Source organism: Rossellomorea sp. NRS-1567, assembly GCF_050467885.1.
Classification (GTDB): domain Bacteria; phylum Bacillota; class Bacilli; order Bacillales; family Bacillaceae_B; genus Rossellomorea; species Rossellomorea aquimaris_C.
The window spans coordinates 140399-161107 of the sequence record NZ_JBITPL010000014.1 but is presented as its reverse complement, the minus strand read 5'-3'; the positions used below and the strand labels follow the sequence as shown (position 1 = coordinate 161107).

The following is a 20709-nucleotide window of genomic DNA, read 5'->3' as shown; positions in this document are numbered from 1 at the left end:
ATCACCTCCTAGCAAACGCTTGCACAACCTTATACAAAAGAAATTTTTGTCGTTTAACTGGTTGATTTTTTAAGATAAGAATATATGATATCAGCGACCTTCTCCGTGTTATGACGAACAAGATGGTTGTCATAGGAGAGAATCTCTTCTGCAATCACTTCTAAGCCCATGGATTTCAATTTATCCACATCAAAGTGGACGGGGCTCGCTTGTTCTTCATTATATCGGACCTGCACCTCATCGGGTACCTGCTTTTTGTTGACCAGGATATAATCAATACTTGGCGTTTCCAAATGATCATATAATGCCTTTACATGGTCACTCGCTGAATAATCCAATGTTTCCCCTGCCTGGGTCATGATGTTGCAAATATACATTTTTTTCGCTTTCGCCCTGCATACAGCATCGCCAATTCCCGGAACAAGAAGATTCGGTAAAATACTGGTATATAGGCTTCCCGGACCCATCACAATTAAGTCGGCTTCCTTGATGGCCCGCAAGGTTTCACCCAGTGGCTTGATGCTATCCGGCTCTAAGAAGACACGTTTGATCTTCTTCCCGGCTTTCGGAATGGTCGATTCTCCCGTGACAATCGTTCCATCCTCCATCTCCGCCTTTAAGATGACGCTTTGATTCGCTGAAGGTAAGACCTTCCCCTTCACATTCAATACCCTGCTCATTTCCTGAATCGCATGGACAAAATCACCTGTGATGGAGGCAAGGGCTGCAATAATCAAGTTTCCTAAAGCATGACCGGAAAGTTCATTCGTTGTTTCAAAACGATGCTGAAACATTTGTTCCACCAATGGCTCCACTTCTGAAAGAGCAGCCAGGACATTCCGTATATCTCCCGGGGGAGGAATATCAAGGCTGTCACGCAAACGACCGGAACTGCCGCCGTCATCAGCGACAGTGACAATGGCCGATATATCGATAGGGTGCCGTTTCAATCCCCGAAGAAGGACCGGTAAGCCCGTTCCTCCTCCGATCACGACGACCTTGGGTGTATGTGTCATGTTGTTAGACCCTTTCTCTTCTGAATATCCCGATGAGAAATTTTCGTTTGATAGTCATTTTCAAAATGATGGCCAAGATACTCTGCCAATGCAACCGATCGATGCTGCCCGCCTGTGCATCCTATCGCGATCACAAGCTGGCTCTTTCCTTCCCGCTTGTATTGAGGAAGCATGAACGACAGTAAATCGGTTACCTTCTCGATGAATTTATTCGTTTCATTCCATTTCAATACGTAGGTGGACACTTCTTCATCCAATCCCGTTTTCGGTCTCATATGATCGATATAGTGAGGGTTTGGCAGGAAGCGTACATCAAACACCAAATCAGCATCGATCGGGATCCCGTGCTTGAAACCGAAAGACACGACATTCACCGTGAAAATCGTCTTCTTGTTCACCGAGAATTCCGTTAGAATCTTTTCCCGAAGCTCTCTTGGCTTCATGGTTGAAGTTGTATATATTAACTGCGCACGTCCTTTTAGTTCTTCAAGGAGCTCTCTCTCCTGACGAATCCCTTCAAGAGGCAGACCTGAAGGAGCGAGCGGATGAGAACGGCGCGTTTCCTTGTATCTTCTGACAAGAGAGGAATCATCTGCATCAAGATATAAAACCTGCGGTGTCACCCAGGAGGTTTCCGCTAATTCATCCAGTGCTTTAAATAGATGATCAAAGAATTCCCTTCCCCTAAGGTCCATCACAAGGGCGACCTTATTCATTTTATTACCGGACTCTTTCATCAGTTCCAAAAATTTTGGCAGAAGAGTCGGCGGCAGATTGTCCACACAGAAGAATCCCAAATCCTCGAAGCTCTGAATGGCAACCGTCTTACCAGCTCCTGACATCCCTGTTATGATTACTAATTGAACATCGTTTGTAGAACCTGTACTCATACTCTTCCCCCGCTTTTATCGTAATGTTGTATAAATAAGTTCGTTGATCAACTTGGATCTAATCGATAAGACAATAACTTAAAATCAGGAGTATAGGTAAACGTTCCATAAATCGTATTCTTTCCGTGTAAGAGGTAATCCAGAATATGATAATCTCCTTCAGCCATCGGAAGGTCCTTAATATCCTCAATCGGATGCCATTTAATCTTACCCTCTTCCGATTCCTGAAGGTTCACCCCATCCGCTTCGGTTGCAAAGAAAGAAAACATCATCCACTCTGATTTAATCTGATCGCCTTCTTTAATAATGAACGTAAAGACACCTTTCAAATCAGGATTCTTTAAATAGATGCCCGTTTCCTCACGATACTCACGAATGACAGCATCCCGGATTGATTCGCCGGACTCCATTTTCCCACCTGGAGCGACCCACCAATTCCTTCTTGGCTTTTGGAGAAGGAGTACCTTGTCTCCATCCAGATATAAACAATTTGTGACACGTTGCACTACCTTCACCTCAATCTTGATGATTAGGGAGCCAATGTATACATTAGTCCCACTTTCAGTCATTCTCATTCCTTATATTATACTATGATTGTAGACAAGCTACAATGTCTTGGCTTGTTGTTTGAATGCTGTCGATTCAAATCGAAAGATATTGGGACATGTTTCTACATGAAGAGGATAGGTACAGATATACACGGGTCACTATAACAGGGGAAAAAAGCAAAAAAAATAGACACAGGCGAGTCCTGTGTCGTCTACGGGATTTATTACTTAAAAGGGGGTCAATTTCTTATTATCTATATTACCCGAAAATTGTTTCACTAGTGTTACAACAGATTTAAAACGGTATTACGGAATTGTTAATGTATCGTTGCGGGATTTGCGAATTGCGGCGAACGCTGTAAGAACCTGTCATTTTTGGGTTAAAAGTCATAATTCTTCATAATTTGATCCGCGATTAATTCGTACCCCTTACCATTAGGGTGAAGGGAATCATGGAAATAGTTTTCCTTGGATTTCCCTTTAAATAAAGGATTGGTTGAAACGTACTTTACGTTCTCATGTTTTTTGGCTTCTTTCATCATGGATTTATTCCAATCATCCACGTACGCCTCGATTTTATCGCTATCTTTATCCGGGTAAGGATTGTATAAACCTAACACGATGATATCCGCTTCTTTGCTCGCTGTTCCGACAATATTCAAGATCTTATCCAGGTTGTCGAGATAGTCTTTTTTCGCCTCCACGATTTCTTCATGATGCAAAGGGAACAGGTCTCCACCATTGTTTTTTATTAAATCATTGGTTCCGATGTTGATGATATATACATCTGCTTCACTTAAATCCTCCGCTACCTCCGGCTTGACGATCTGGCCAAGCAGCTGATCCGATTGCTGCCCCGGTACTCCAAGGTTTTGAAAGCTATATGACATCTTTGAGTTTTTTTTATTTACTTTCTCTTCTAAACGCCCGATATATCCTGCTTCTTTTTTATCCCCATACCCATATGTGAGGGAATCTCCCAATGCGATTACCCGTTTCTTAGATGATGACTTGGTCTCATCGGCAATAAAACTAAAATACACAACGGGGATAAGAGCAAACAGTGCGACTAAAGAAACGATTTTCCATATTTTCATTCATGATCCGACCTTCCGAAATAAACTAAGATGACTTTCATAATATTGGTTATTCCCTTTTGGGAGGGTTGTAATCCTGTTTATTTATGGAAGTTATCGGACAATTTTTTTATTTGCGTTGAGGGGCGTAACCTTTTTTGGATAGGAGAAATTGACTGGTAGATTGCTTTTGTATGAATCTGATTCCACTTAACATGGAATGTATTGTTTGTTGGGCATGGTTCTCACGGAATTTCCCTTGATCGGCAGTAGCCCCGCATGCGGTATAGGGTATTAACAGAGGTTTAGTTGAAAAAATCCGGCCGTTTTTAATGATAATAGAGCCGAAATCGACAATAATCCGGCCGTTTTTGGGATTAATCCGGCCGAAATCAGTAAAAATCCAGCCGTTTTACTTTTTTTACCAAAAAAAAGCATTAAATACCCTAATTACACATTTTGCAAATTCACAAACCCCCGTCAAAAACGAACGATATTCACTCCAGAGGTCCGTCCCCCTTACTTCTTCTGAACACCAAACCGGGCATTAAGCTGGCCACGTATCATTTTTTGCTTTGCTTCTTTTCTCTCTTTTCTGGATAATTCATGTTTGATTTCTTTCGTGGTGACCCCTTCTTCTCTCTGGTCGGCGATGTCCATTAATCGTTCCACGTCGGAAAAGGAGTATTTGCGATAGCCCCGATTGGAACGGTGTGGAAAGATCAGATTCTTCTCTTCGTAATAGCGGATCTTTCTCTCGGTCAAACCGGTCAATTCACTGACGACACCGATTGATATCACTTTCTTATCCTTATAGGAAGGTTCATTATCCACGTTCTCCTCATCCTCCTAAGCAGGGAATATCTTGATTATACATGTCTCTCTTACGGATTTGACCTATTATGTTAGAAAACCTTACAAAGAATTCTAAATTGGAAGAAAACTTTACAAAGTAGCAGATTTATGTTCAAAATCCCCCTACACTATGGGTAACAATCTAAAAGGAGTGAACACGGATGCCATTTTTACGTGAAGCCGTTGAACGAGAGAGGCAGCAATTTATTCGTCGGTTAGTAGAAGCTGGTGTTTACAAGCCATGTGATGAGGGGTTGAAGAAGCTGACGCTGTCTGAATTGGTGTATGTGTTCAATAAGCATAAAAAAAAGTAAATTCACCAAAAAAAGCCTTACGAAGGGAATCTTCCTTCGTAAGGCTTTTTTGATTAACCGTTTTTAACTTTTTCTTTCAGCTCTTCGATATAATGCTGAGCCGTTTGAGCGGCGATACTTCCGTCACCTGTTGCCGTAACGATTTGGCGAAGTTGTTTTTCACGGACATCTCCGGCTGCAAAGATTCCAGGAACCTTTGTTTCCATTTGTTCGTTTGTTTCAATATAACCTTCAGAGTTAATGATCCCGAGGTTAGCAAATGGTTTCGTCAGTGGAAGCATTCCGATGTAGATGAAGATACCATCAGCCTGGAAATCCGTTTCTTTTCCATTTTCTGTAGAAACAAGGGTCACACTTCCCACTTTGCCCTCTTTGTCGTTGATTTCCTTCACCGTATGGTTCCAGATGAAATCCACTTTTTCATTATCAAAGGCACGCTGTTGCAGGATCTTTTGAGCTCGAAGCTCATCACGACGGTGAACGATTGTTACTTTGTTAGCAAATCTTGTCAGGTAAACCCCTTCTTCTACAGCGGAGTCTCCCCCACCTACAACAACAAGGTCTTTTCCTTTAAAGAATGCTCCGTCACATACTGCACAATAAGATACTCCGCGTCCGCCAAGCTCTTTTTCACCAGGTACACCGATCTTTTTGTACTCTGCACCCGTCGTGATGATCACTGCACGGGCTTTAAATTCTTTCGAACCGGTTTTGACAGTTTTAAACTCTTCTCCGTCAACGATCTCTTTAATGTCTCCGTATGCGTATTCCGCACCGAATTTCTTCGCATGATCAAACATTTTATTAGAAAGATCAGGTCCCAGAATATGGTCGAAGCCTGGGTAGTTCTCCACTTCTTCCGTATTCGCCATTTGTCCGCCCGGCACTCCTCTTTCAAGCATAAGCGTTGAAAGACTTGCACGTGACGTATAAACAGCTGCAGTCATTCCTGCAGGGCCTGCACCTACAATGATTACATCATAAATTTTTTCTTCAGACATAATGACATTCTCCTTCCGAAACAGTCGTAAGCATATTCTTTATTTAAATACTATGGTTAGAGGTAGTAATGGTGCTTGAGCCTTCCACACATAGTATTTACTTCCTACACCTATCCTATAAAAAATAGGATCGCATCGTCCAAAAATATGCTCACGGAAGGTAACTTTCAACGACTGAGATGTATTTTGTCAAGGTACTTGCAGATAAATTGAATCGATCACATAGCTGCTTCTTCGTGACCTTTTCATTTCGCAGTCGGTTCCAAACGAATTCGGTCGCCGCTGCAAAAGCTTTGGCATTCTTGAAGGTTTCCCGTTCTTTTATGCCTCTGTAGGCGATCGTAAACCAAGTAAGGAATAATCCCGACTTCACGCTCGTGATCGGTTGATGATCCCCATAAAGGTGGAGAGCCACTTGATGCATATTCTGTATCTCCTGGTTCACTTTAATCGAGCTGTTTCCGTTGCTGTTCAACACTTGTGCCAAATACACCTTTTCGACAATCGACAGGTCCTCCACATCACAAAAGTCAGCGTGAGTGAGGATGGCTCTCTGATTATCCGAAATAGACGTAAGAAACAGACCGAATAACTTTTCTTCCGTATATTCACTTTGCAGCTTCTTCAAAATCGATGTGACGTGATTTTCGAAGCCCTCTTCCTGCTTTTTATCGTTCCAAGGCTCGAGTCCTTCTTTTTCAGGGTTGATTTCCAATACCCTTTTCCACGCATTACGGGCTGTATCCTCATGCCCCGTTTCATAAGCAGAACAAGACAACCAATAATAGAAGCTCCCATCGCCCTCGTAGCCAATCTTCTGAAGGGACTTCAACCAATCATACCCCCGCTTCGAATGACCCACAAGCGCAAACGTAGCCCCCAGCTTGTAACGATGCTCATGAAGTAAGGGACGGACCTTCTCAAGGCCCTGAATCAATTCGTCCAGCTCGTCATGACGCTTTTGATAGAAATAAAAAACAGCCGTATTGCACAGGGCATGAAGATTTCCAGGATTCTTCTCCAGCACCTCTTCCAACGTAGCAGCTGCTTGATCGACTTCTCCTAAATAGAAGTAGGCCAGTGCCAGATTATTATAAGCTGACCAGAATTCAGGATAATCCTCAATGACCTTCTGTAAGGTATCCACGGCTTTTTGAAAATGTCCTGATTCAAGAAGATCTCTTGCTTTCTCCTGTTGGACGATAAGCTCATCATGCTCGTATAAATCGTCCACAATCAAATCGGAATCGAGCTCCAAAAGCTCTAATAAGTCTTCAGCATCCTCAACGAATTCACCATATTCTTCTTTGTCAAGATAAGCTGAAACCTGTTCGTACGCCTCTTTAAACAAACCTAAATGGGCATAATTATTGGCCAGAAAATAATGACACTCAGCCATACGGGGATCCAGATCATCCAGGATTTGATGCAATAAATCATTGGAACGCTTGTATTCACCAAGCTCTGTATACACAATCGATAATTGACAGGCAATCATCGGTTCTACTGGTTCTAATTGAAATGCTCTATTTAAATATTTTAACGATCTCTTAAGCTCTCGACGTTGATAAGCCTTCATCCCTTTGTTGTAGTAATACTCGCCAGTCGGGACAAAAGACAACACTTTCGCTTGCTCACTACCTAATTTTGACCCTTTTCTCATCAAAGTCCTCCGAAACGTTCATAGTATAACTACAGTAGTATATCATACAATACCCCTGTACTAAACTACCATATTTTGAGGGACGGACCTTTGCGCGTGCGCAAGGTCCGTCCCTCAGGGAGTTATTTATTATGACGTTCCACAAGGACTTCCAACACATCTTGGAGTGGAAGTTTTTGTTCCCTTAAAAGGACGAGTACGTGGTAGAACAGATCTGCGACTTCCCATTTCAATTCTTCACTGTCTCTATTTTTCGCCGCGATGATCACTTCTGACGCTTCTTCGCCTATTTTTTTAAGGATTTTATCTACGCCTTCTTCAAAGAGGTAGGTCGTGTATGCTCCCTCCGGCCGCTCGATTTCACGATTTTCAATGAGCTTTTCCAGAGTGAGGAGGATATTTTCTGTTGATGATTTCTCCTCACCATATACTCCTTCATGGAAGCAGCTTTCTTCCCCTTTATGACACGCAGGGCCTTCCTTATCGACAAGAACAAGGATGGCATCTTTATCGCAATCCCACGTGATGTTCTTGACCGTTTGGGTGTTCCCGCTCGTTTCTCCTTTATGCCACAGCTCCTGACGTGAACGGGAGTAAAACCACGTTTCTCCCGTCTCAACTGTTTTCTTGAGAGACGTTTCATTCATATACGCCAGTGTCAAAACCTCTTTTGTCGAAGCGTCCTGGATGATGGCAGGTACCAATCCTTTATCATCATACTTCACGGATGCGATCCAATCGTTATTAGTCATCGTACGTGCACCTCCTGCTCTCTTAAGTAGCTCTTTACTTCTTCAACGCTCGTTTCTTTATAGTGAAAGATGGAGGCAGCAAGGGCCGCATCGGCTTTGCCTTCTGTAAATACTTCTTTGAAGTGCCCGGCATTTCCTGCACCGCCTGAAGCAATCACCGGAATCGAAACCGCTTCGCTGACTGCCTTCGTCAGTGCCAGGTTGAATCCCTGCTTCTCTCCATCGCTATCCATGCTCGTTAACAAAATTTCTCCCGCACCGAGGGATTCTACTTCCTTCGCCCATTCAACGGCATCCAGGTCTTTCAGCTTTCTGCCTCCATGGGTATAAACTTTCCAACCTTTGCTCTCTTCATCGTATTTGGCATCGATGGCCACTACGATACATTGAGATCCGAAGTAATCCGCTCCTTCACGAACAAGCTCAGGACGCAGGACGGCTGCAGTGTTAAGAGAAACTTTGTCTGCCCCTGCGCGAAGGATGGCTTTCATATCTTCTACTGAGTTAATCCCTCCCCCTACTGTAAAAGGGATCGCCAATTCCGCCGCTACATGCTGAACGACTTCCACCATCGTTTTCCGTCCTTCATGTGAGGCTGAAATATCCAGGAAGACGAGTTCATCGGCACCTTGTTCGTCGTACACTTTAGCAAGTTCAACGGGATCTCCCGCATCTCTCAGCTCCACAAATTGAATGCCTTTTACCACCCGGCCATCCTTCACGTCCAGACAAGGTACAATCCGTTTCGTTAACATGTCTTCACCTCATTTATGGCCTCGCTCACCGTGAATTTCCCTGTATAAAGTGATTTTCCGCAAATCGCCCCAGAGACGCCTTGGCTTTCGTATTGTTTTAAAGTCTTCAGATCTTCAAGTGAGCTAATGCCTCCAGACGCAATCACTGATTTCCCTGTTTGTTCGGCAAGATCTACAACCGCTTCAACATTAGGACCAGATAGCATTCCGTCTGTGGCAATATCGGTGAAGATGAATGTTTCTGCGCCGGCTTCAGCCAGTTCTTTGCCTAAATCGACGGCTTTGAGACCTGACGTTTCCAACCATCCGTGGGTTGCCACATATCCATCCTTTGCATCCAGCCCGATGGCAATCTTATCACCATATTCCGCCAGCCATTCCTTCACTAATTCCGTGTTGGAAACAGCGATACTGCCGATGATCACACGATCGACGCCCCGGCTTAAATAGTGCTCGATATCCTCTTTGGAGCGGATGCCTCCCCCGATCTGCACCTTCGCTTCAAGCTTCTCTGCAACCTTGATCACGAATTCATCATTGATCCGAGAGCCTTCCTTTGCCCCATCGAGATCCACCATGTGAATCCACTCGGCCCCTTCATCGGCGAATTTCTTCGCCATATCAAACGGAGAGTCTCCATAAACCGTTTCCTGATTATAGTCACCTTGAACGAGTCGAACGCACTTCCCGTCCCGCATATCGATGGCTGGATAAATCGTAAAGCTCATGAGACCCTCTCCTTCACTCGTTTTGTAAAGTTTTCTAACAGCTTCATTCCAAGCTCTCCGCTTTTTTCAGGGTGAAACTGCATTCCGTATATATTTTCCCTGCTCACGACTGCCGGGATTTCGACTCCCGCATAATCAGCACTTGCCGCTATCACGTCTTTGGATCCTTCGTGCACATAATAGGAGTGAACGAAGTACACATAGCCCTCTGATAACCCTTCTAAAAGGGGGGATTTTTTTTGGTAACGCAGAAGATTCCATCCCATGTGAGGGACTTTGAACGAGTTTCCTTGACTGTCCTCTTTTGGGATGTGAAGCACTTCACCAGGTAGAAGAGCCAATCCTTTTGTTGATCCATTCTCCCTACTTTCCTCAAAAAGGAGCTGCATGCCCAAACAAATGCCTAAGAGCGGCTTCCCGCTTTGGGCAAAAGTGAGGATGGTTTCTTTTAAATGAGTGGTTTCGAGAAGACTCATAGCATCTTTAAATGCTCCCACCCCCGGTAAAATCAACCCATCTGCGTTCAGTAATTCCTCTTGTTGATCACTGATAAAATAAGGAACGTTCAACCGTTCAAGTGCTTTACTGACGCTGAACAGATTCCCCATCCCATAGTCTACAATGCCGATCATGAATTATAACATTCCCTTCGTTGACGGAACCCCTTTTACCCGGGGATCGATCGTGGTTGCTTCATCCAAGGCACGTCCCAGTGCTTTAAAGATCGCTTCAATGATATGGTGGGTATTGTGACCATAATGAACGATGACATGAAGATTCATTCGTGCTTCAAGGGCAAGCTTCCAAAGGAATTCATGAACAAGCTCCGTATCGAAGGTCCCGACTTTCTGACTTGGAAGTTCTGCACGGAACTCGAGGTGCGGACGATTACTCAGGTCCACGACGACTTGGGCAAGGGCTTCATCCATCGGAACCATGGCTGAGCCGTAACGCTTAATACCTTTTTTGTCTCCCAGTGACGCAAGTAATGCCTGTCCCAAGCAAATGCCGATATCTTCAGTGGTGTGATGGTCATCGACTTCAATATCGCCATTTGCTTCGATCGTACAATCAAATTGTCCATGCTTTGTGAACAAATCCAGCATATGACTCATGAATGGAACGCCCGTCTTAATCTCTGAGTTTCCCCCTCCATCGATCCCAAAATTCAAGCGAATATCCGTCTCATTCGTCTTTCGCACAATCTCTGCACTTCTCACCATGATGTCCTCCTTTTTGGAGGGACGGACCTCTGCGAGGTCCGTCCCTCTTCCTTATTTCTCTTTATCGAATCGAATCTCCACTGCCCTTGCATGGGCTTCAAGACCCTCTAAGCGGGCAAGTTTTGCGATTTTTTGATAATTTTGCTGCAGTGCTGTTTCACTGTATGAAATGACACTTGTCTTTTTCATAAATTCATCTACATTTAATGGACTTGAAAAACGTGCTGTCCCGTTCGTCGGGAGTACGTGATTCGGTCCTGCAAAGTAATCCCCGACAGGCTCCGAGCTATATCGGCCAAGGAAGATCGCTCCGGCATGATGGATTTTCGCCATCGTTTCGAACGGCTTCTCCGTTAGAATTTCCAAATGCTCCGCTGCGAGTTGATTCACAACTTCGATTCCTTCTTCAATATCTCTCGTCACGTAGATGGCTCCGAAATCATTGATGGACTGACGGGCAATGTCTTCTCTGGGAAGGGAAGAGAGCTGTCGTTCCACCTGTGAGGATACCTCTTCGGCCAAGGTAGACGAATTTGTCACAAGAACGGCAGATGCATACACGTCATGCTCTGCCTGTGAAAGAAGGTCTGCGGCGATTTCATCGGGACGCTGATGCCCATCTGCCAGGATCACGATTTCACTCGGGCCGGCGATCATATCAATATCCACATCCCCGAATACTTCCCGTTTTGCCAGGGCGACATAGATGTTCCCCGGTCCTGTTATTTTATCCACGGGAGTGATGGATTCCGTTCCATACGCCAGTGCGGCTACGGCTTGAGCACCGCCCACTTTAAAGATGTCTTCCACTCCGGCAATTTTAGCTGCAACCAACACGCCTGGAGACAGCTTTCCGTCCTTTCCAGGCGGAGAAACCATCGTGATTCGTTTGACTCCCGCTACTTTAGCAGGCAGCACATTCATTAATACAGAGGAAGGATACGCAGCCGTCCCACCCGGCACGTACACGCCGACCGAATCGAGGGGGGTCAGCTTTTGACCGAGCATCGTCCCATCCTCGTTGGTTGTAAACCATGAAGATCTCTTTTGCTTAGAGTGAAAGTCACGGATATTATCCGCAGCTTCTTCAATGATCGAGATCATTTCGGGATCAAGAGTTGTGAAGGCTTCCTCTATCTCACTTTGAGAAACCCTGTAGTTCTCTAATTGAACCCCATCAAATTTCTCGGTATACTCACGGACTGCCTGATCTCCATTCTCCTGCACAGAAGCAATAATCCCCTGAACCGCTCTTCGCTGATTCTCCGTACCACTGTCGACCGAGCGCTTAATCGACGCCCCGCTCATATCCTTAATAATCTTCATACAATTTCACCAGCCTTTTGAGGGGGACGGACCTGCTTACGACAGCAGATGCCGTATTCCCTATGTAATCTATATTTAGAGGGACGGACCTTGCCTGAATAAACAAGTATCCGAACCTCAGAGTCTCATTATAAGTGTTGATATCCCTGTATTTGACCGGCTCCAGGCAAGGTCCGTCCCTCTTACCCAATGATACGTGTCAGCCGGGTGACGAGGTCTTGGATTTTTTCGTCTTTCATTCGGTAGCTGACGGGATTGACGATGAGGCGTGAGGTGATGTCGACGATGGTTTCGTATTCCACAAGCCCATTTTCCTTCAGGGTTCTTCCCGTTGAGACGATATCGACGATGCGATCAGCAAGTCCGATTAATGGAGCAAGCTCAATGGAACCGTTTAGTTTAATGATTTCCACTTGCTCACCCTGCTCCCGGAAATAGGATGACGCAACATTCGGATATTTCGTTGCAATTTTCGGTGCCACATCACTCATTTTTGTATCCGGCAATCCTGCGACCGCCAAGTAACAACCACTGATCCGTAAATCAAGCAGCTCATATACGTCTCGCTCTTCTTCCAGCATAACGTCCTTCCCGGCAATCCCTAAATCAGCGACTCCATGTTCCACATACGTCGGAACATCCATCGGCTTTGCCAGGATGAATCGTAAATCTTCCTGGGGAACCTCGATGATCAGCTTCCTCGAATCATCGAATTCAGGTGGCAGATTGTAATCTGCCTTCCTTAATAGTTCCACGGCTTCTTCAAATATCCTGCCTTTAGGCATGGCAATGGTTAACGCACTCATGATGTTTCACCGCCTTTCGGATCCTGTCCCACTACGAAGTGCACATTGCTGAAGCCCTTCGTAAACTCGTCCACATCTCCTACGCCCTTCCAGTTCTGCAGTACCACATTGACTCCTTCACTTCGCAGCTCATTAGCCAAACGAATCGCTTCTTTCCTGCGCTCATCACTGAAAAGCACGCACTGCTGAAGAGTGGAAGTTAACTCAACCTGCATCGCTTCAAGGACATAATCGAGACGTAACCCGAAGCCTGTCGCACCGGAGTTCTTTCCGAATTTTTCGAGCAGCTTGTCGTAGCGACCGCCATTTCCGATGGCAAACCCTACATTTTCTCCGTACACTTCAAATAAAATACCGGAATAGTAACTCATGTGGCTAACCAGACTCAAGTCGAACTTCACATATTGCTCGACTTCGTAATCTTTTAAAATACTCCACAGCTCTTTCAGCTGTTCTAATGCGTGCAGACCTTTTTCCCCTTCTAATAGAGAATGGGCTTCACCCAGCACATTTTCTGATCCCCGTAATTGCAGGAAACGGAACAATCTCTGCTTATCGATGGATGAAAGAGCCAGCTCATTGACATGCCGACGATATCCAACATAATTCTTCTCATATAAATATCTTCTTAACGTATCCGCCCGTTCTTCAGTCCCGACGATCTGAGTGAACAGCTCCTGCACAAAACCGATGTGGCCGATGGAAATTTTGAAGTTTTCCAATCCTGCTTCTTTTAAAACCAATACCATTAATGCAATTACTTCAGCGTCGGCGCTGACTGAGTCGTCACCGATGCATTCGATTCCGACCTGCTCAAATTCGGCCGGACGTCCACCTTCCCGTTGCTGAGCTCTAAATACTGAATTGGAGTAGGCCAGTCGCAGCGGTGCTTCATCCTTTAATAATTTTGATGCGGCAATCCGGGCGATCGGCGCGGTCATATCCGGTCTTAACACAAGGGTGTGACCCTGTTGATCCAGAAGCTTGAATAGCTGCTGATCTAATATCGCCGATGCTTCACCAACGGTTTCATAATATTCAAGGCTTGGGGTTTCAATAAATTTGTAACCCCACAGCTTCATCGCCTGTTCCATTTTCTTTTTCGTCTGATCTTTGATTTCGTATAAATCAGGAAATGTATCTCTCATTCCCAATGGCTTCTCGAACATGAATAACTTAGTCATAAGAACCACCTTTGGCGTATTAATTCATCTATTTTTCCCCGATTAAGGGATTGCTACTAATTGTCGATTATTCAGAAATCCTTTAGTTCGCTAATGTGCTAATAAAATAAAGTTATTTGTAGTGTAGCGTTTCTTTTTTTATTCGTCAACCGTTTGATTTGTGGATTTTTTTGAAAAACAAAAAAGGCAAAAATAGAACTCAATCTATCTTTGCCTTTTCCCTTATTCTTCTCTTTTCAATCCGTAGATGGCATCTTCTCGCCAGCGTTCGGCCAGTTCGTCTTTGGTGTAGATGATCCTCATGGGATTTCCACCAACGAACGCTCCTGCCGGGACGTCTTTGTGTACGAGGGTTCCTGCCGATATGATGGCCCCGTCTCCAATCTGAATACCCGGTAATATCGTGGTGTTGGCCCCGATCATCACTTCCGATCCGATTTCCACCTCACCTAATCGGTATTCCTTGATCAAGTATTCATGGGCGAGGATCGTCGTATTGTACCCGATGACTGTATTACGCCCAACCGATATTTTCTCAGGGAACATCACGTCAAGCATCACCATCAGGGCGAATGACGTGTGTTCACCGATCTTCATCCTCAAAAACGTTTTGTACAGCCAATTTTTCATTCCCAGAAAGGGTGTGTACCTTGCCAGTTGAATCACGATGAAATTTTTGACGACCTTCCCAAAAGGAACGGTTTTGTAAACATGCCAGAGAGAATTTGCTCCTTCTACAGGGTAGCGGGTCGTTCGTCTCATGTAGTCGGAACTCCAACAACCTTTAATAAGTCTTTCATATTATCTAGCATGAAGTCCGGTTCGTAGTGAGCCAGGTGCTCTCTTCCCTTCGCACTCCACGCGACACCTGCCGATAGCACTCCTGCATTTTTCCCCGCTAAAATGTCGTGGTGATTGTCCCCGATCATGATTGCTTCACCAGGCGAGGATCCCAATGCCACGAGAGCTTTCTCAATCGGTTCAGGATGAGGCTTCGCGTTCTCCACTTCGTCCAGGGTGATGATGACTTCAAAGAACGGACGAAGATTCATCAGGTCCAGTCCCTTTAACACAACATCACGGACTTTCGTTGAGACAATCGCTAATTTATATCCATTTTCATAGAGGGCTTGAACGGTTTCATACACCCCTTCAAACTCAGTGACAAGGGTGTCATGATGCTCATGATTATAAGCACGGTAGTGAGTACACATTTCTTCCATTCGGTCGGGGTCCAATCCTCCAAATGACTCTTCTAATGGTGGTCCCATAAAAGGATGAACGTCCTTTTCCTCGTACTGACCTGGATAATAATGATTCAATGTATGCAAAAAGGATGAAATGATTAAATCATTGGTGTTGATCAATGTTCCGTCTAAGTCAAATAATATTGTTGTAATCCTGCTCATAATGTCTCTCCTTTTCTTTCTTTGCATCGACCCTGTTCCAAATGTAGGCAACCGCCATCGTTAACAAAATCGCCGTGACCAGCCTGATGATCAGGAGGGGCAGGACAGGGATGCCGAGTGGGATGAAGATTAACGTATCCTCCACCACGGCGTGACATGCGACTAAAAAGATGAAGGCAATCGTGACATCCTTCTTACTCACTCCATCTTCTTTTACCGCCTGAATCATGACGCCTGCTCCGTATGCCAGGCCGATGACGAGTCCCGCTACCATCGTGGATGATGTATTTGCATTCATGCCAAGCGCCCGCGTGGCAGGCGACATCCAGCGTGAAAAAACATCCATCCATTTCAGATCTTTCATCACTTGAATAATCATCATAAGAGGAATGACGATAAGAGCTAACTGCAGGACACCAAATCCTGCTTTTTCGAGTCCCAGGAGAATGATTTCCCCCCACCCGTCCGGCTCAGCTTGTTGTGGAGGCATCATACCGTACTTGGCGATTTCAGATCCACCGTTCCAAACCAGATTGATGACGACCGCCGATACCAGGGCCAATCCGACTCTTACAGCGACAATCAGCCAAATCTTCACGCCCACCTTTGCGGCTACGGTTGATTCAATGAACAAATTATGAGAGAAGGAAAGCATCACGGCAATGATGAATACTTCTTTCACCGTTAAATCAAGGGATAGGATTCCACCTATTCCTGCGTACAAGTTAAGAAAATTCCCTAACACAAGAGGAATGGCCGCATCACCTGAAAGGCCGATAAGCTTCATAAACGGAGAAATCTTCTCCATGACCCAAGGAAGGACAGGTGTGTATTGAAGCAAAAACACAATCAGCGTGATTGGAAAGATGACCTTCCCCAGTGACCACGTTGTTTTCAAACCTGTGAGGCCGCCATTTTTCAAAGATGACATCCACATACTCCCTACTCTCCTTTTGTTAAGCGTTTACGCTATCCGTCTTTTCATCGTATGCCTTCTTCGCAAGACCGGCTTTTCTTCTGTAAAAGAATACACCGATCGCAGCTATGATAAGGACAATGGAAATGACTTGAGCGAATCGTAAAGACCCCATCATCAGACTGTCTGTTCTCAATCCTTCGACAAAGAATCGACCGATGGAATACCAAATCACATATGTTAAGAACAGTTCTCCACGACGAAGACTGCTTGCTTTTCTTCTCAAGACAAGAAGAAGAATCAATCCGGCAAAACTCCAAAGAGATTCGTATAGGAATGTAGGGTGATAGTACGCTCCATTAATATACATTTGATTAATGATGAAATCAGGAAGCATCAGGCTTTCAAGAAATGCACGGGACACTTCTCCCCCATGGGCCTCCTGGTTTACAAAGTTACCCCAGCGACCGATTGCCTGACCTAAAATAATGCTCGGTGCCGCAATATCAACGAGCTTCCAGAAAGACAGCCCTTTTATTTTGGCAAACACAATCGTAGTAAGGACAGAACCGATCAATGCACCATGAATGGCGATTCCACCATTCCATACTTTAATGATATCCCCGGGGTGATCGGCATAATAATTGTCCCATTCAAAAATGACATAATAAGCGCGGGCACAAATGATCGCGATGGGAATCGCCCAAACGAGCAAATCGATGAATGTATCGGGATGAAGACCCAATCTTTTGCTCTCACGAATGACTAAATACAGTCCTAATGCGATCCCAAGTCCGATGATGACACCGTACCAATGTACTTGGATCGGACCGAGTGAAATGGCAATGGGATCGATTGGTGTAATGTTCTCGTTCATTTTGTCTCTCCTTTTTTTCCATTAAGATGGCATGTGATCGTTATCGGATTAGATATCTTCATTCTCTCCATCTTCAATCACATCAGACAATCGGTTTGTAAATTGCTCTGCTGCATTTACGCCCATACGTTTCAGACGGAAGTTCATGGCAGCCACCTCAATGATAACCGCGAGATTTCGTCCAGGACGAACAGGCACGGTGTATTTTGTAATATCCGTATCGATAATTTTCATCGTCTCTTCTTCCAGTCCAAGACGGTCGTACTGTTTCGTTTTATCCCATAGCTCGAGATTGATGCAAAGGGTAATACGCTTATAGCTGCGGACCGCTCCTGCACCAAATAACGTCATGACATTGATGATACCCAAACCGCGGATTTCCAACAGATGTTCAATTAATTCAGGAGAACTGCCGATGAGCGTATCCATGTCTTCCTGGCGAATCTCGACACAATCATCCGCTACAAGACGATGGCCTCTTTTCACTAGTTCAAGAGCGGTTTCACTTTTACCAACACCGCTTTTCCCTGTGATCAACACTCCGACTCCATAAATATCCACCAGTACACCATGGATTGCCGTTGTCGGGGCAAGCTTACTTTCCAGATAGTTTGTCAGCCTCGAAGAGAATCGTGTTGTTTTCATTGAAGAACGCATGACAGGTACATCATACCGGTTCGCTGATTCCACTAACTCAGGAGGAATCTCCAGGTCTCTGGAAATGATGATACCAGGCGTGATATCTGTACATAGAGCTTCCATCCTGCGCTTACCTTCTGCTTCATCCAACAGCTCCAGAAAAGACAACTCGGTTTTCCCTAATAATTGTATCCGCTCTGCAGGATAATAGTTGAAATAACCGGCCATCTCCAAGCCTGGACGGGAAATGTCACTCGTTGTGATCGGTCTATGTAAACCTTCTTCTCCACCGACAAGCTCTAATTTAAACTTCTCGACAATATCTTTTGTGCGGACCTTTGCCACATGCAGCTCCTCCTTCACATTACACTCGCTTCATATTTATAAACGACTCTTACTCTAACCTATTTTAGCAATTATAGAGAAAAGCGCAAGGCAGCTTACTTGAGACAGTAGCACGGTAATGCCATTAAGCTCAATTGAATGTTGCTTGGTTTAAATTACAGTGACCACAAAAAAAACTCCGGCTCAACAACCAAGCCGGAGTCTTTTCCTATTTACTTTTCCTTCATCGGATCCATCACGGTTTTTTGAATCACCAGATTGGCAATCGACAAAATGATCGATGCCAGAAAAGCCATGCCAAAACCGGATAACTCAAAGCTGCTTCCCATCAGACCATCCGTTAACAGTAGCGTAATGGCATTAATGACGAAGAGAAACAGCCCCAGTGATAAAATCGTCACCGGCAGGGTCAGGATAATCAAAATCGGTTTGACCAGAACATTCAGTATCGAAAGAATAAAGCTGGCTCCGATTGCTGCCCCGAACCCGGATACTTCAAATCCTTGAAAAAATCCTGCCAATGCAATAAAGATTACTGCATTGATTAAAATTCCAATCATCCACCTCATTATTTGATGGCTTCCTCCTCATTTGGCAGCACGAAGCCCAATAAACCGTATACGATGGCCAGAGGAAAGAATCCCGTCGGAATAAGCAGGATGATGAATATCACCCTAAGAATCGTTGCATCGATTCCCACATAACGGGACAAACCTCCAAGCACCCCGGCGAGCTTTCTGTCAGACCTTGATCGTGCTAATTGTTTTCTCATCGTTATTCCTTCTTTCTCATCTTATGCGTTGTCCTTATTAACATTCTTCTCTTCATACTTTTTTATGAGGACAGATCCCGCTTTTGTTTCCGCAAAAAGATGAAGCTTATCGTCTGAATCGGTTTTACGACTGAAACGAATCGACTTTTGGACCACTTCATTTTTTTCTTCTAGTACATCAATACCCAGCAGCTCCAGCTTAAAACTACCGAAGTTTGATTTAGCCTCTCCGGAAATGTTGATGTTTTCAGGAACGAGTAAATCGATGTTGCCCGTTACGGTCTTTGCGTGAAGCGTGTCGGCTTTCTCCCCCGTCAAGGCACATACGACGTTTCCGTTCAGGGATTGTACATCTGAGATTGAGATATCCCCTTCTACATGGACCTTGCCGTTAATGGACTCAGCTTCAACACGTTCTGCTTTCACGTTCAAAATGGAAATCGCACCATTGGATGTTTCCACTTCGGCTTTCTTGGCTACCAGATGATCGATATAGATCTTTCCATTAGCAGCCTTGGCACGAAGATTCTGGACATCTAAATGCTCTGCCTTCAGTCCTCCATTAAATAATCGGACAGAAACCCTTTTATATTGATGCTTAGGAATGTAGAGTTTAGAGTCCACTTTCATCCACTTTAATTGCGTCGAGTAATACAGTGTATCCCCGTCTACAGCAAAGGACGTATTCTCCATGAACTGCTTCCTCGCTTCTTCATGATCTTCCGTACGATAAACCTTCGCCTCACATTCCACCCGGACTTCTTCACCATCCCAAGGGATCAGCTCTACTTTTCCATTGGCCACATCTATATCAATTTTCTCAAAATCCGTATTGGGCTGTTGATACACATGAGACAGCTCCACCGATTGATTCCACTGAAAGTCAAAGTCAAAATTCTTAATCTTGTTCAACGCAGTATTCATGAAATCTAGAAGCTTATCTTTCGGATTGCCCGAATGAGTAGAGTGTTCTTGCTCACCCTTTTTACCTTCTTGAAAGATGGACACAAATTCATCAAGGAAATCCTTTTCTTTTACCTTTGATGTATTTGGCTTTTGATCGAGTGCTTCCAATAATGCCACTGCCTCCTGAGCAGAAATCGTCCCATTTTCCAACATATCCAAAATGCGTTTGCGTTCTTCATTCATACTCTTTCATCCCCTTTATTGATTATAAAAGTACTTTAATGCCTTTATACACATTCCAAATGACCACGACAACACTAAGTAATATGGCTAAACCGATCATGATGACGGTGAATATCGGCAATCCCGCACCACTCGCGAAAACCCCCATATCCAAAAACAAGCCTGCAATCACAAGGGGAACCGCAACGACCGGTAGTAAGTGAGATAAAAAGGCTGCTTTTGCGTCCTTTTTCACATAAGGATTATCTGATACAAAATAAACGATCAGCGGAAAAAGGAAGCCTGCAAAAAATATACTGAAATAGCATAGGGCTGATAATACCTTATTGGTCTCCATCTTCATCATCTCCTCTACTATTATTTACGATACGTGAAGCAAAAGGTTTCAATGCATTTGTTTGTAATCTTATTTTCACATAGTGGGAATGTTCTTCACTCCAACTTGAGGCTGATTTTAGGTAGGTA

Annotated in this window: 25 protein-coding genes; 1 reads left to right on the top strand and 24 read right to left on the bottom strand. The window is 44.5% G+C overall.

The window, feature by feature from the left end:
* Window positions 1–53: 53 nt before the first annotated feature.
* The 5 genes from ACIFOD_RS08715 to ACIFOD_RS08695 form a co-directional block, all read right to left on the bottom strand.
* Window positions 54–1016, bottom strand: coding sequence for a uridine diphosphate-N-acetylglucosamine-binding protein YvcK (locus tag ACIFOD_RS08715; RefSeq protein ID WP_397552774.1), 963 nt, complete (start codon window positions 1014–1016; stop codon window positions 54–56).
* Window positions 1013–1906, bottom strand: coding sequence for an RNase adapter RapZ (gene rapZ, locus ACIFOD_RS08710; RefSeq protein WP_430314307.1), 894 nt, complete (start codon window positions 1904–1906; stop codon window positions 1013–1015). The genes ACIFOD_RS08715 and rapZ overlap by 4 nt, the downstream gene beginning before the upstream one ends.
* Before the next feature lie 47 nt (window positions 1907–1953).
* Window positions 1954–2412 (bottom strand): 8-oxo-dGTP diphosphatase, encoded by a 459-nt coding sequence (locus ACIFOD_RS08705; protein ID WP_113970858.1) that lies wholly within the window; start codon window positions 2410–2412, stop codon window positions 1954–1956.
* Window positions 2413–2834: 422 nt separating this feature from the next.
* Window positions 2835–3551, bottom strand: coding sequence for a GDSL-type esterase/lipase family protein (locus tag ACIFOD_RS08700; RefSeq protein ID WP_430314306.1), 717 nt, complete (start codon window positions 3549–3551; stop codon window positions 2835–2837).
* 498 nt (window positions 3552–4049) lie between these two features.
* Window positions 4050–4364, bottom strand: coding sequence for a MerR family transcriptional regulator (locus ACIFOD_RS08695; protein ID WP_430314305.1), 315 nt, complete (start codon window positions 4362–4364; stop codon window positions 4050–4052).
* A 182-nt stretch (window positions 4365–4546) separates the two neighbouring features.
* Between ACIFOD_RS08695 and ACIFOD_RS08690 the strand changes: the two genes are divergently transcribed.
* Window positions 4547–4699, top strand: coding sequence for a Fur-regulated basic protein FbpA (locus ACIFOD_RS08690; RefSeq protein ID WP_430314304.1), 153 nt, complete (start codon window positions 4547–4549; stop codon window positions 4697–4699).
* 53 nt (window positions 4700–4752) lie between these two features.
* Here the strand turns inward: ACIFOD_RS08690 and trxB are convergent, their stop codons facing one another.
* The 19 genes from trxB to ACIFOD_RS08595 all read right to left on the bottom strand — a co-directional run bounded on the left by trxB (window position 4753) and on the right by ACIFOD_RS08595 (window position 20581).
* Window positions 4753–5700 carry a thioredoxin-disulfide reductase gene (trxB, locus tag ACIFOD_RS08685; protein WP_428976066.1) on the bottom strand — a complete coding sequence of 316 codons (948 nt, stop codon included), beginning with the start codon at window positions 5698–5700 and terminating at the stop codon, window positions 4753–4755.
* Between the two features lie 151 nt (window positions 5701–5851).
* Window positions 5852–7363, bottom strand: a complete 1512-nt coding sequence (locus tag ACIFOD_RS08680; RefSeq protein WP_397552767.1) for a tetratricopeptide repeat protein — start codon at window positions 7361–7363, stop codon at window positions 5852–5854.
* Window positions 7364–7485: 122 nt separating this feature from the next.
* Complete coding sequence (hisIE, locus tag ACIFOD_RS08675) at window positions 7486–8115, bottom strand: bifunctional phosphoribosyl-AMP cyclohydrolase/phosphoribosyl-ATP diphosphatase HisIE (RefSeq protein WP_430314303.1); 630 nt, start codon at window positions 8113–8115, stop codon at window positions 7486–7488.
* Window positions 8112–8870, bottom strand: a complete 759-nt coding sequence (hisF, locus tag ACIFOD_RS08670) for an imidazole glycerol phosphate synthase subunit HisF (RefSeq protein WP_044338292.1) — start codon at window positions 8868–8870, stop codon at window positions 8112–8114. The genes hisIE and hisF overlap by 4 nt, the downstream gene beginning before the upstream one ends.
* Complete coding sequence (gene hisA / locus ACIFOD_RS08665) at window positions 8864–9598, bottom strand: 1-(5-phosphoribosyl)-5-[(5-phosphoribosylamino)methylideneamino]imidazole-4-carboxamide isomerase (RefSeq protein WP_430314302.1); 735 nt, start codon at window positions 9596–9598, stop codon at window positions 8864–8866. The genes hisF and hisA overlap by 7 nt, the downstream gene beginning before the upstream one ends.
* Complete coding sequence (hisH, locus tag ACIFOD_RS08660) at window positions 9595–10230, bottom strand: imidazole glycerol phosphate synthase subunit HisH (protein WP_430314301.1); 636 nt, start codon at window positions 10228–10230, stop codon at window positions 9595–9597. Before hisH ends, hisA begins: the two co-directional genes overlap by 4 nt.
* 3 nt (window positions 10231–10233) lie before the next feature.
* Window positions 10234–10818 carry an imidazoleglycerol-phosphate dehydratase HisB gene (hisB, locus tag ACIFOD_RS08655; protein WP_430314407.1) on the bottom strand — a complete coding sequence of 195 codons (585 nt, stop codon included), beginning with the start codon at window positions 10816–10818 and terminating at the stop codon, window positions 10234–10236.
* A gap of 54 nt (window positions 10819–10872) precedes the next feature.
* Complete coding sequence (gene hisD / locus ACIFOD_RS08650) at window positions 10873–12147, bottom strand: histidinol dehydrogenase (RefSeq protein WP_430314300.1); 1275 nt, start codon at window positions 12145–12147, stop codon at window positions 10873–10875.
* 182 nt (window positions 12148–12329) lie between these two features.
* Window positions 12330–12953: an ATP phosphoribosyltransferase gene (hisG, locus tag ACIFOD_RS08645; protein WP_430314299.1), complete on the bottom strand. Its 624-nt coding sequence runs from the start codon at window positions 12951–12953 to the stop codon at window positions 12330–12332.
* Complete coding sequence (locus ACIFOD_RS08640; protein WP_430314298.1) at window positions 12950–14137, bottom strand: ATP phosphoribosyltransferase regulatory subunit; 1188 nt, start codon at window positions 14135–14137, stop codon at window positions 12950–12952. The genes hisG and ACIFOD_RS08640 overlap by 4 nt, the downstream gene beginning before the upstream one ends.
* Before the next feature lie 222 nt (window positions 14138–14359).
* On the bottom strand, window positions 14360–14899 hold the full coding sequence (locus tag ACIFOD_RS08635; protein ID WP_430314297.1) for an acyltransferase: 540 nt from the start codon (window positions 14897–14899) through the stop codon (window positions 14360–14362).
* Complete coding sequence (ppaX, locus tag ACIFOD_RS08630) at window positions 14896–15546, bottom strand: pyrophosphatase PpaX (RefSeq protein WP_430314296.1); 651 nt, start codon at window positions 15544–15546, stop codon at window positions 14896–14898. The genes ACIFOD_RS08635 and ppaX overlap by 4 nt, the downstream gene beginning before the upstream one ends.
* Window positions 15518–16483, bottom strand: coding sequence for a nucleoside recognition domain-containing protein (locus tag ACIFOD_RS08625; RefSeq protein WP_282138567.1), 966 nt, complete (start codon window positions 16481–16483; stop codon window positions 15518–15520). Before ACIFOD_RS08625 ends, ppaX begins: the two co-directional genes overlap by 29 nt.
* 19 nt (window positions 16484–16502) lie before the next feature.
* A complete protein-coding gene (lgt, locus tag ACIFOD_RS08620) occupies window positions 16503–17339 on the bottom strand; it encodes a prolipoprotein diacylglyceryl transferase (protein ID WP_430314295.1) in 837 nt (278 codons plus the stop codon).
* A gap of 48 nt (window positions 17340–17387) precedes the next feature.
* Window positions 17388–18323, bottom strand: a complete 936-nt coding sequence (gene hprK / locus ACIFOD_RS08615; protein ID WP_430314294.1) for an HPr(Ser) kinase/phosphatase — start codon at window positions 18321–18323, stop codon at window positions 17388–17390.
* Between the two features lie 212 nt (window positions 18324–18535).
* Entirely contained in the window at window positions 18536–18892 is a 357-nt protein-coding gene (locus ACIFOD_RS08610) for a phage holin family protein (protein ID WP_430314293.1), read from the bottom strand.
* Window positions 18892–19095, bottom strand: a complete 204-nt coding sequence (locus tag ACIFOD_RS08605) for a PspC domain-containing protein (RefSeq protein WP_397552752.1) — start codon at window positions 19093–19095, stop codon at window positions 18892–18894. The genes ACIFOD_RS08610 and ACIFOD_RS08605 overlap by 1 nt, the downstream gene beginning before the upstream one ends.
* Before the next feature lie 21 nt (window positions 19096–19116).
* Window positions 19117–20244: a DUF4097 family beta strand repeat-containing protein gene (locus ACIFOD_RS08600; RefSeq protein ID WP_430314292.1), complete on the bottom strand. Its 1128-nt coding sequence runs from the start codon at window positions 20242–20244 to the stop codon at window positions 19117–19119.
* A gap of 22 nt (window positions 20245–20266) precedes the next feature.
* Window positions 20267–20581, bottom strand: coding sequence for a DUF4870 domain-containing protein (locus ACIFOD_RS08595; RefSeq protein WP_113970834.1), 315 nt, complete (start codon window positions 20579–20581; stop codon window positions 20267–20269).
* Between the last annotated feature and the right edge of the window lie 128 nt (window positions 20582–20709).

Bases quoted from the DNA above. Each gene is read 5' to 3' on its own strand.
- ACIFOD_RS08635 (WP_430314297.1), bottom strand. From the start codon at position 14,899: ATGAGACGAACGACCCGCTACCCTGTAGAAGGAGCAAATTCTCTCTGG.
- hisG (WP_430314299.1), bottom strand. From the start codon at position 12,953: ATGAGTGCGTTAACCATTGCCATGCCTAAAGGCAGGATATTTGAAGAA.
- ppaX (WP_430314296.1), bottom strand. From the start codon at position 15,546: ATGAGCAGGATTACAACAATATTATTTGACTTAGACGGAACATTGATC.
- ACIFOD_RS08690 (WP_430314304.1), top strand. From the start codon at position 4,547: ATGCCATTTTTACGTGAAGCCGTTGAACGAGAGAGGCAGCAATTTATT.
- ACIFOD_RS08640 (WP_430314298.1), bottom strand. From the start codon at position 14,137: ATGACTAAGTTATTCATGTTCGAGAAGCCATTGGGAATGAGAGATACA.
- hisIE (WP_430314303.1), bottom strand. From the start codon at position 8,115: ATGACTAATAACGATTGGATCGCATCCGTGAAGTATGATGATAAAGGA.
- ACIFOD_RS08700 (WP_430314306.1), bottom strand. From the start codon at position 3,551: ATGAAAATATGGAAAATCGTTTCTTTAGTCGCACTGTTTGCTCTTATC.
- ACIFOD_RS08715 (WP_397552774.1), bottom strand. From the start codon at position 1,016: ATGACACATACACCCAAGGTCGTCGTGATCGGAGGAGGAACGGGCTTA.
- lgt (WP_430314295.1), bottom strand. From the start codon at position 17,339: ATGAACGAGAACATTACACCAATCGATCCCATTGCCATTTCACTCGGT.
- hisH (WP_430314301.1), bottom strand. From the start codon at position 10,230: ATGATCGGCATTGTAGACTATGGGATGGGGAATCTGTTCAGCGTCAGT.
- hisD (WP_430314300.1), bottom strand. From the start codon at position 12,147: ATGAAGATTATTAAGGATATGAGCGGGGCGTCGATTAAGCGCTCGGTC.
- ACIFOD_RS08600 (WP_430314292.1), bottom strand. From the start codon at position 20,244: ATGAATGAAGAACGCAAACGCATTTTGGATATGTTGGAAAATGGGACG.
- ACIFOD_RS08625 (WP_282138567.1), bottom strand. From the start codon at position 16,483: ATGTGGATGTCATCTTTGAAAAATGGCGGCCTCACAGGTTTGAAAACA.
- hisA (WP_430314302.1), bottom strand. From the start codon at position 9,598: ATGAGCTTTACGATTTATCCAGCCATCGATATGCGGGACGGGAAGTGC.
- ACIFOD_RS08595 (WP_113970834.1), bottom strand. From the start codon at position 20,581: ATGGAGACCAATAAGGTATTATCAGCCCTATGCTATTTCAGTATATTT.
- ACIFOD_RS08605 (WP_397552752.1), bottom strand. From the start codon at position 19,095: ATGAGAAAACAATTAGCACGATCAAGGTCTGACAGAAAGCTCGCCGGG.
- trxB (WP_428976066.1), bottom strand. From the start codon at position 5,700: ATGTCTGAAGAAAAAATTTATGATGTAATCATTGTAGGTGCAGGCCCT.
- hisF (WP_044338292.1), bottom strand. From the start codon at position 8,870: ATGTTAACGAAACGGATTGTACCTTGTCTGGACGTGAAGGATGGCCGG.
- ACIFOD_RS08610 (WP_430314293.1), bottom strand. From the start codon at position 18,892: ATGAGGTGGATGATTGGAATTTTAATCAATGCAGTAATCTTTATTGCA.
- ACIFOD_RS08680 (WP_397552767.1), bottom strand. From the start codon at position 7,363: ATGAGAAAAGGGTCAAAATTAGGTAGTGAGCAAGCGAAAGTGTTGTCT.
- rapZ (WP_430314307.1), bottom strand. From the start codon at position 1,906: ATGAGTACAGGTTCTACAAACGATGTTCAATTAGTAATCATAACAGGG.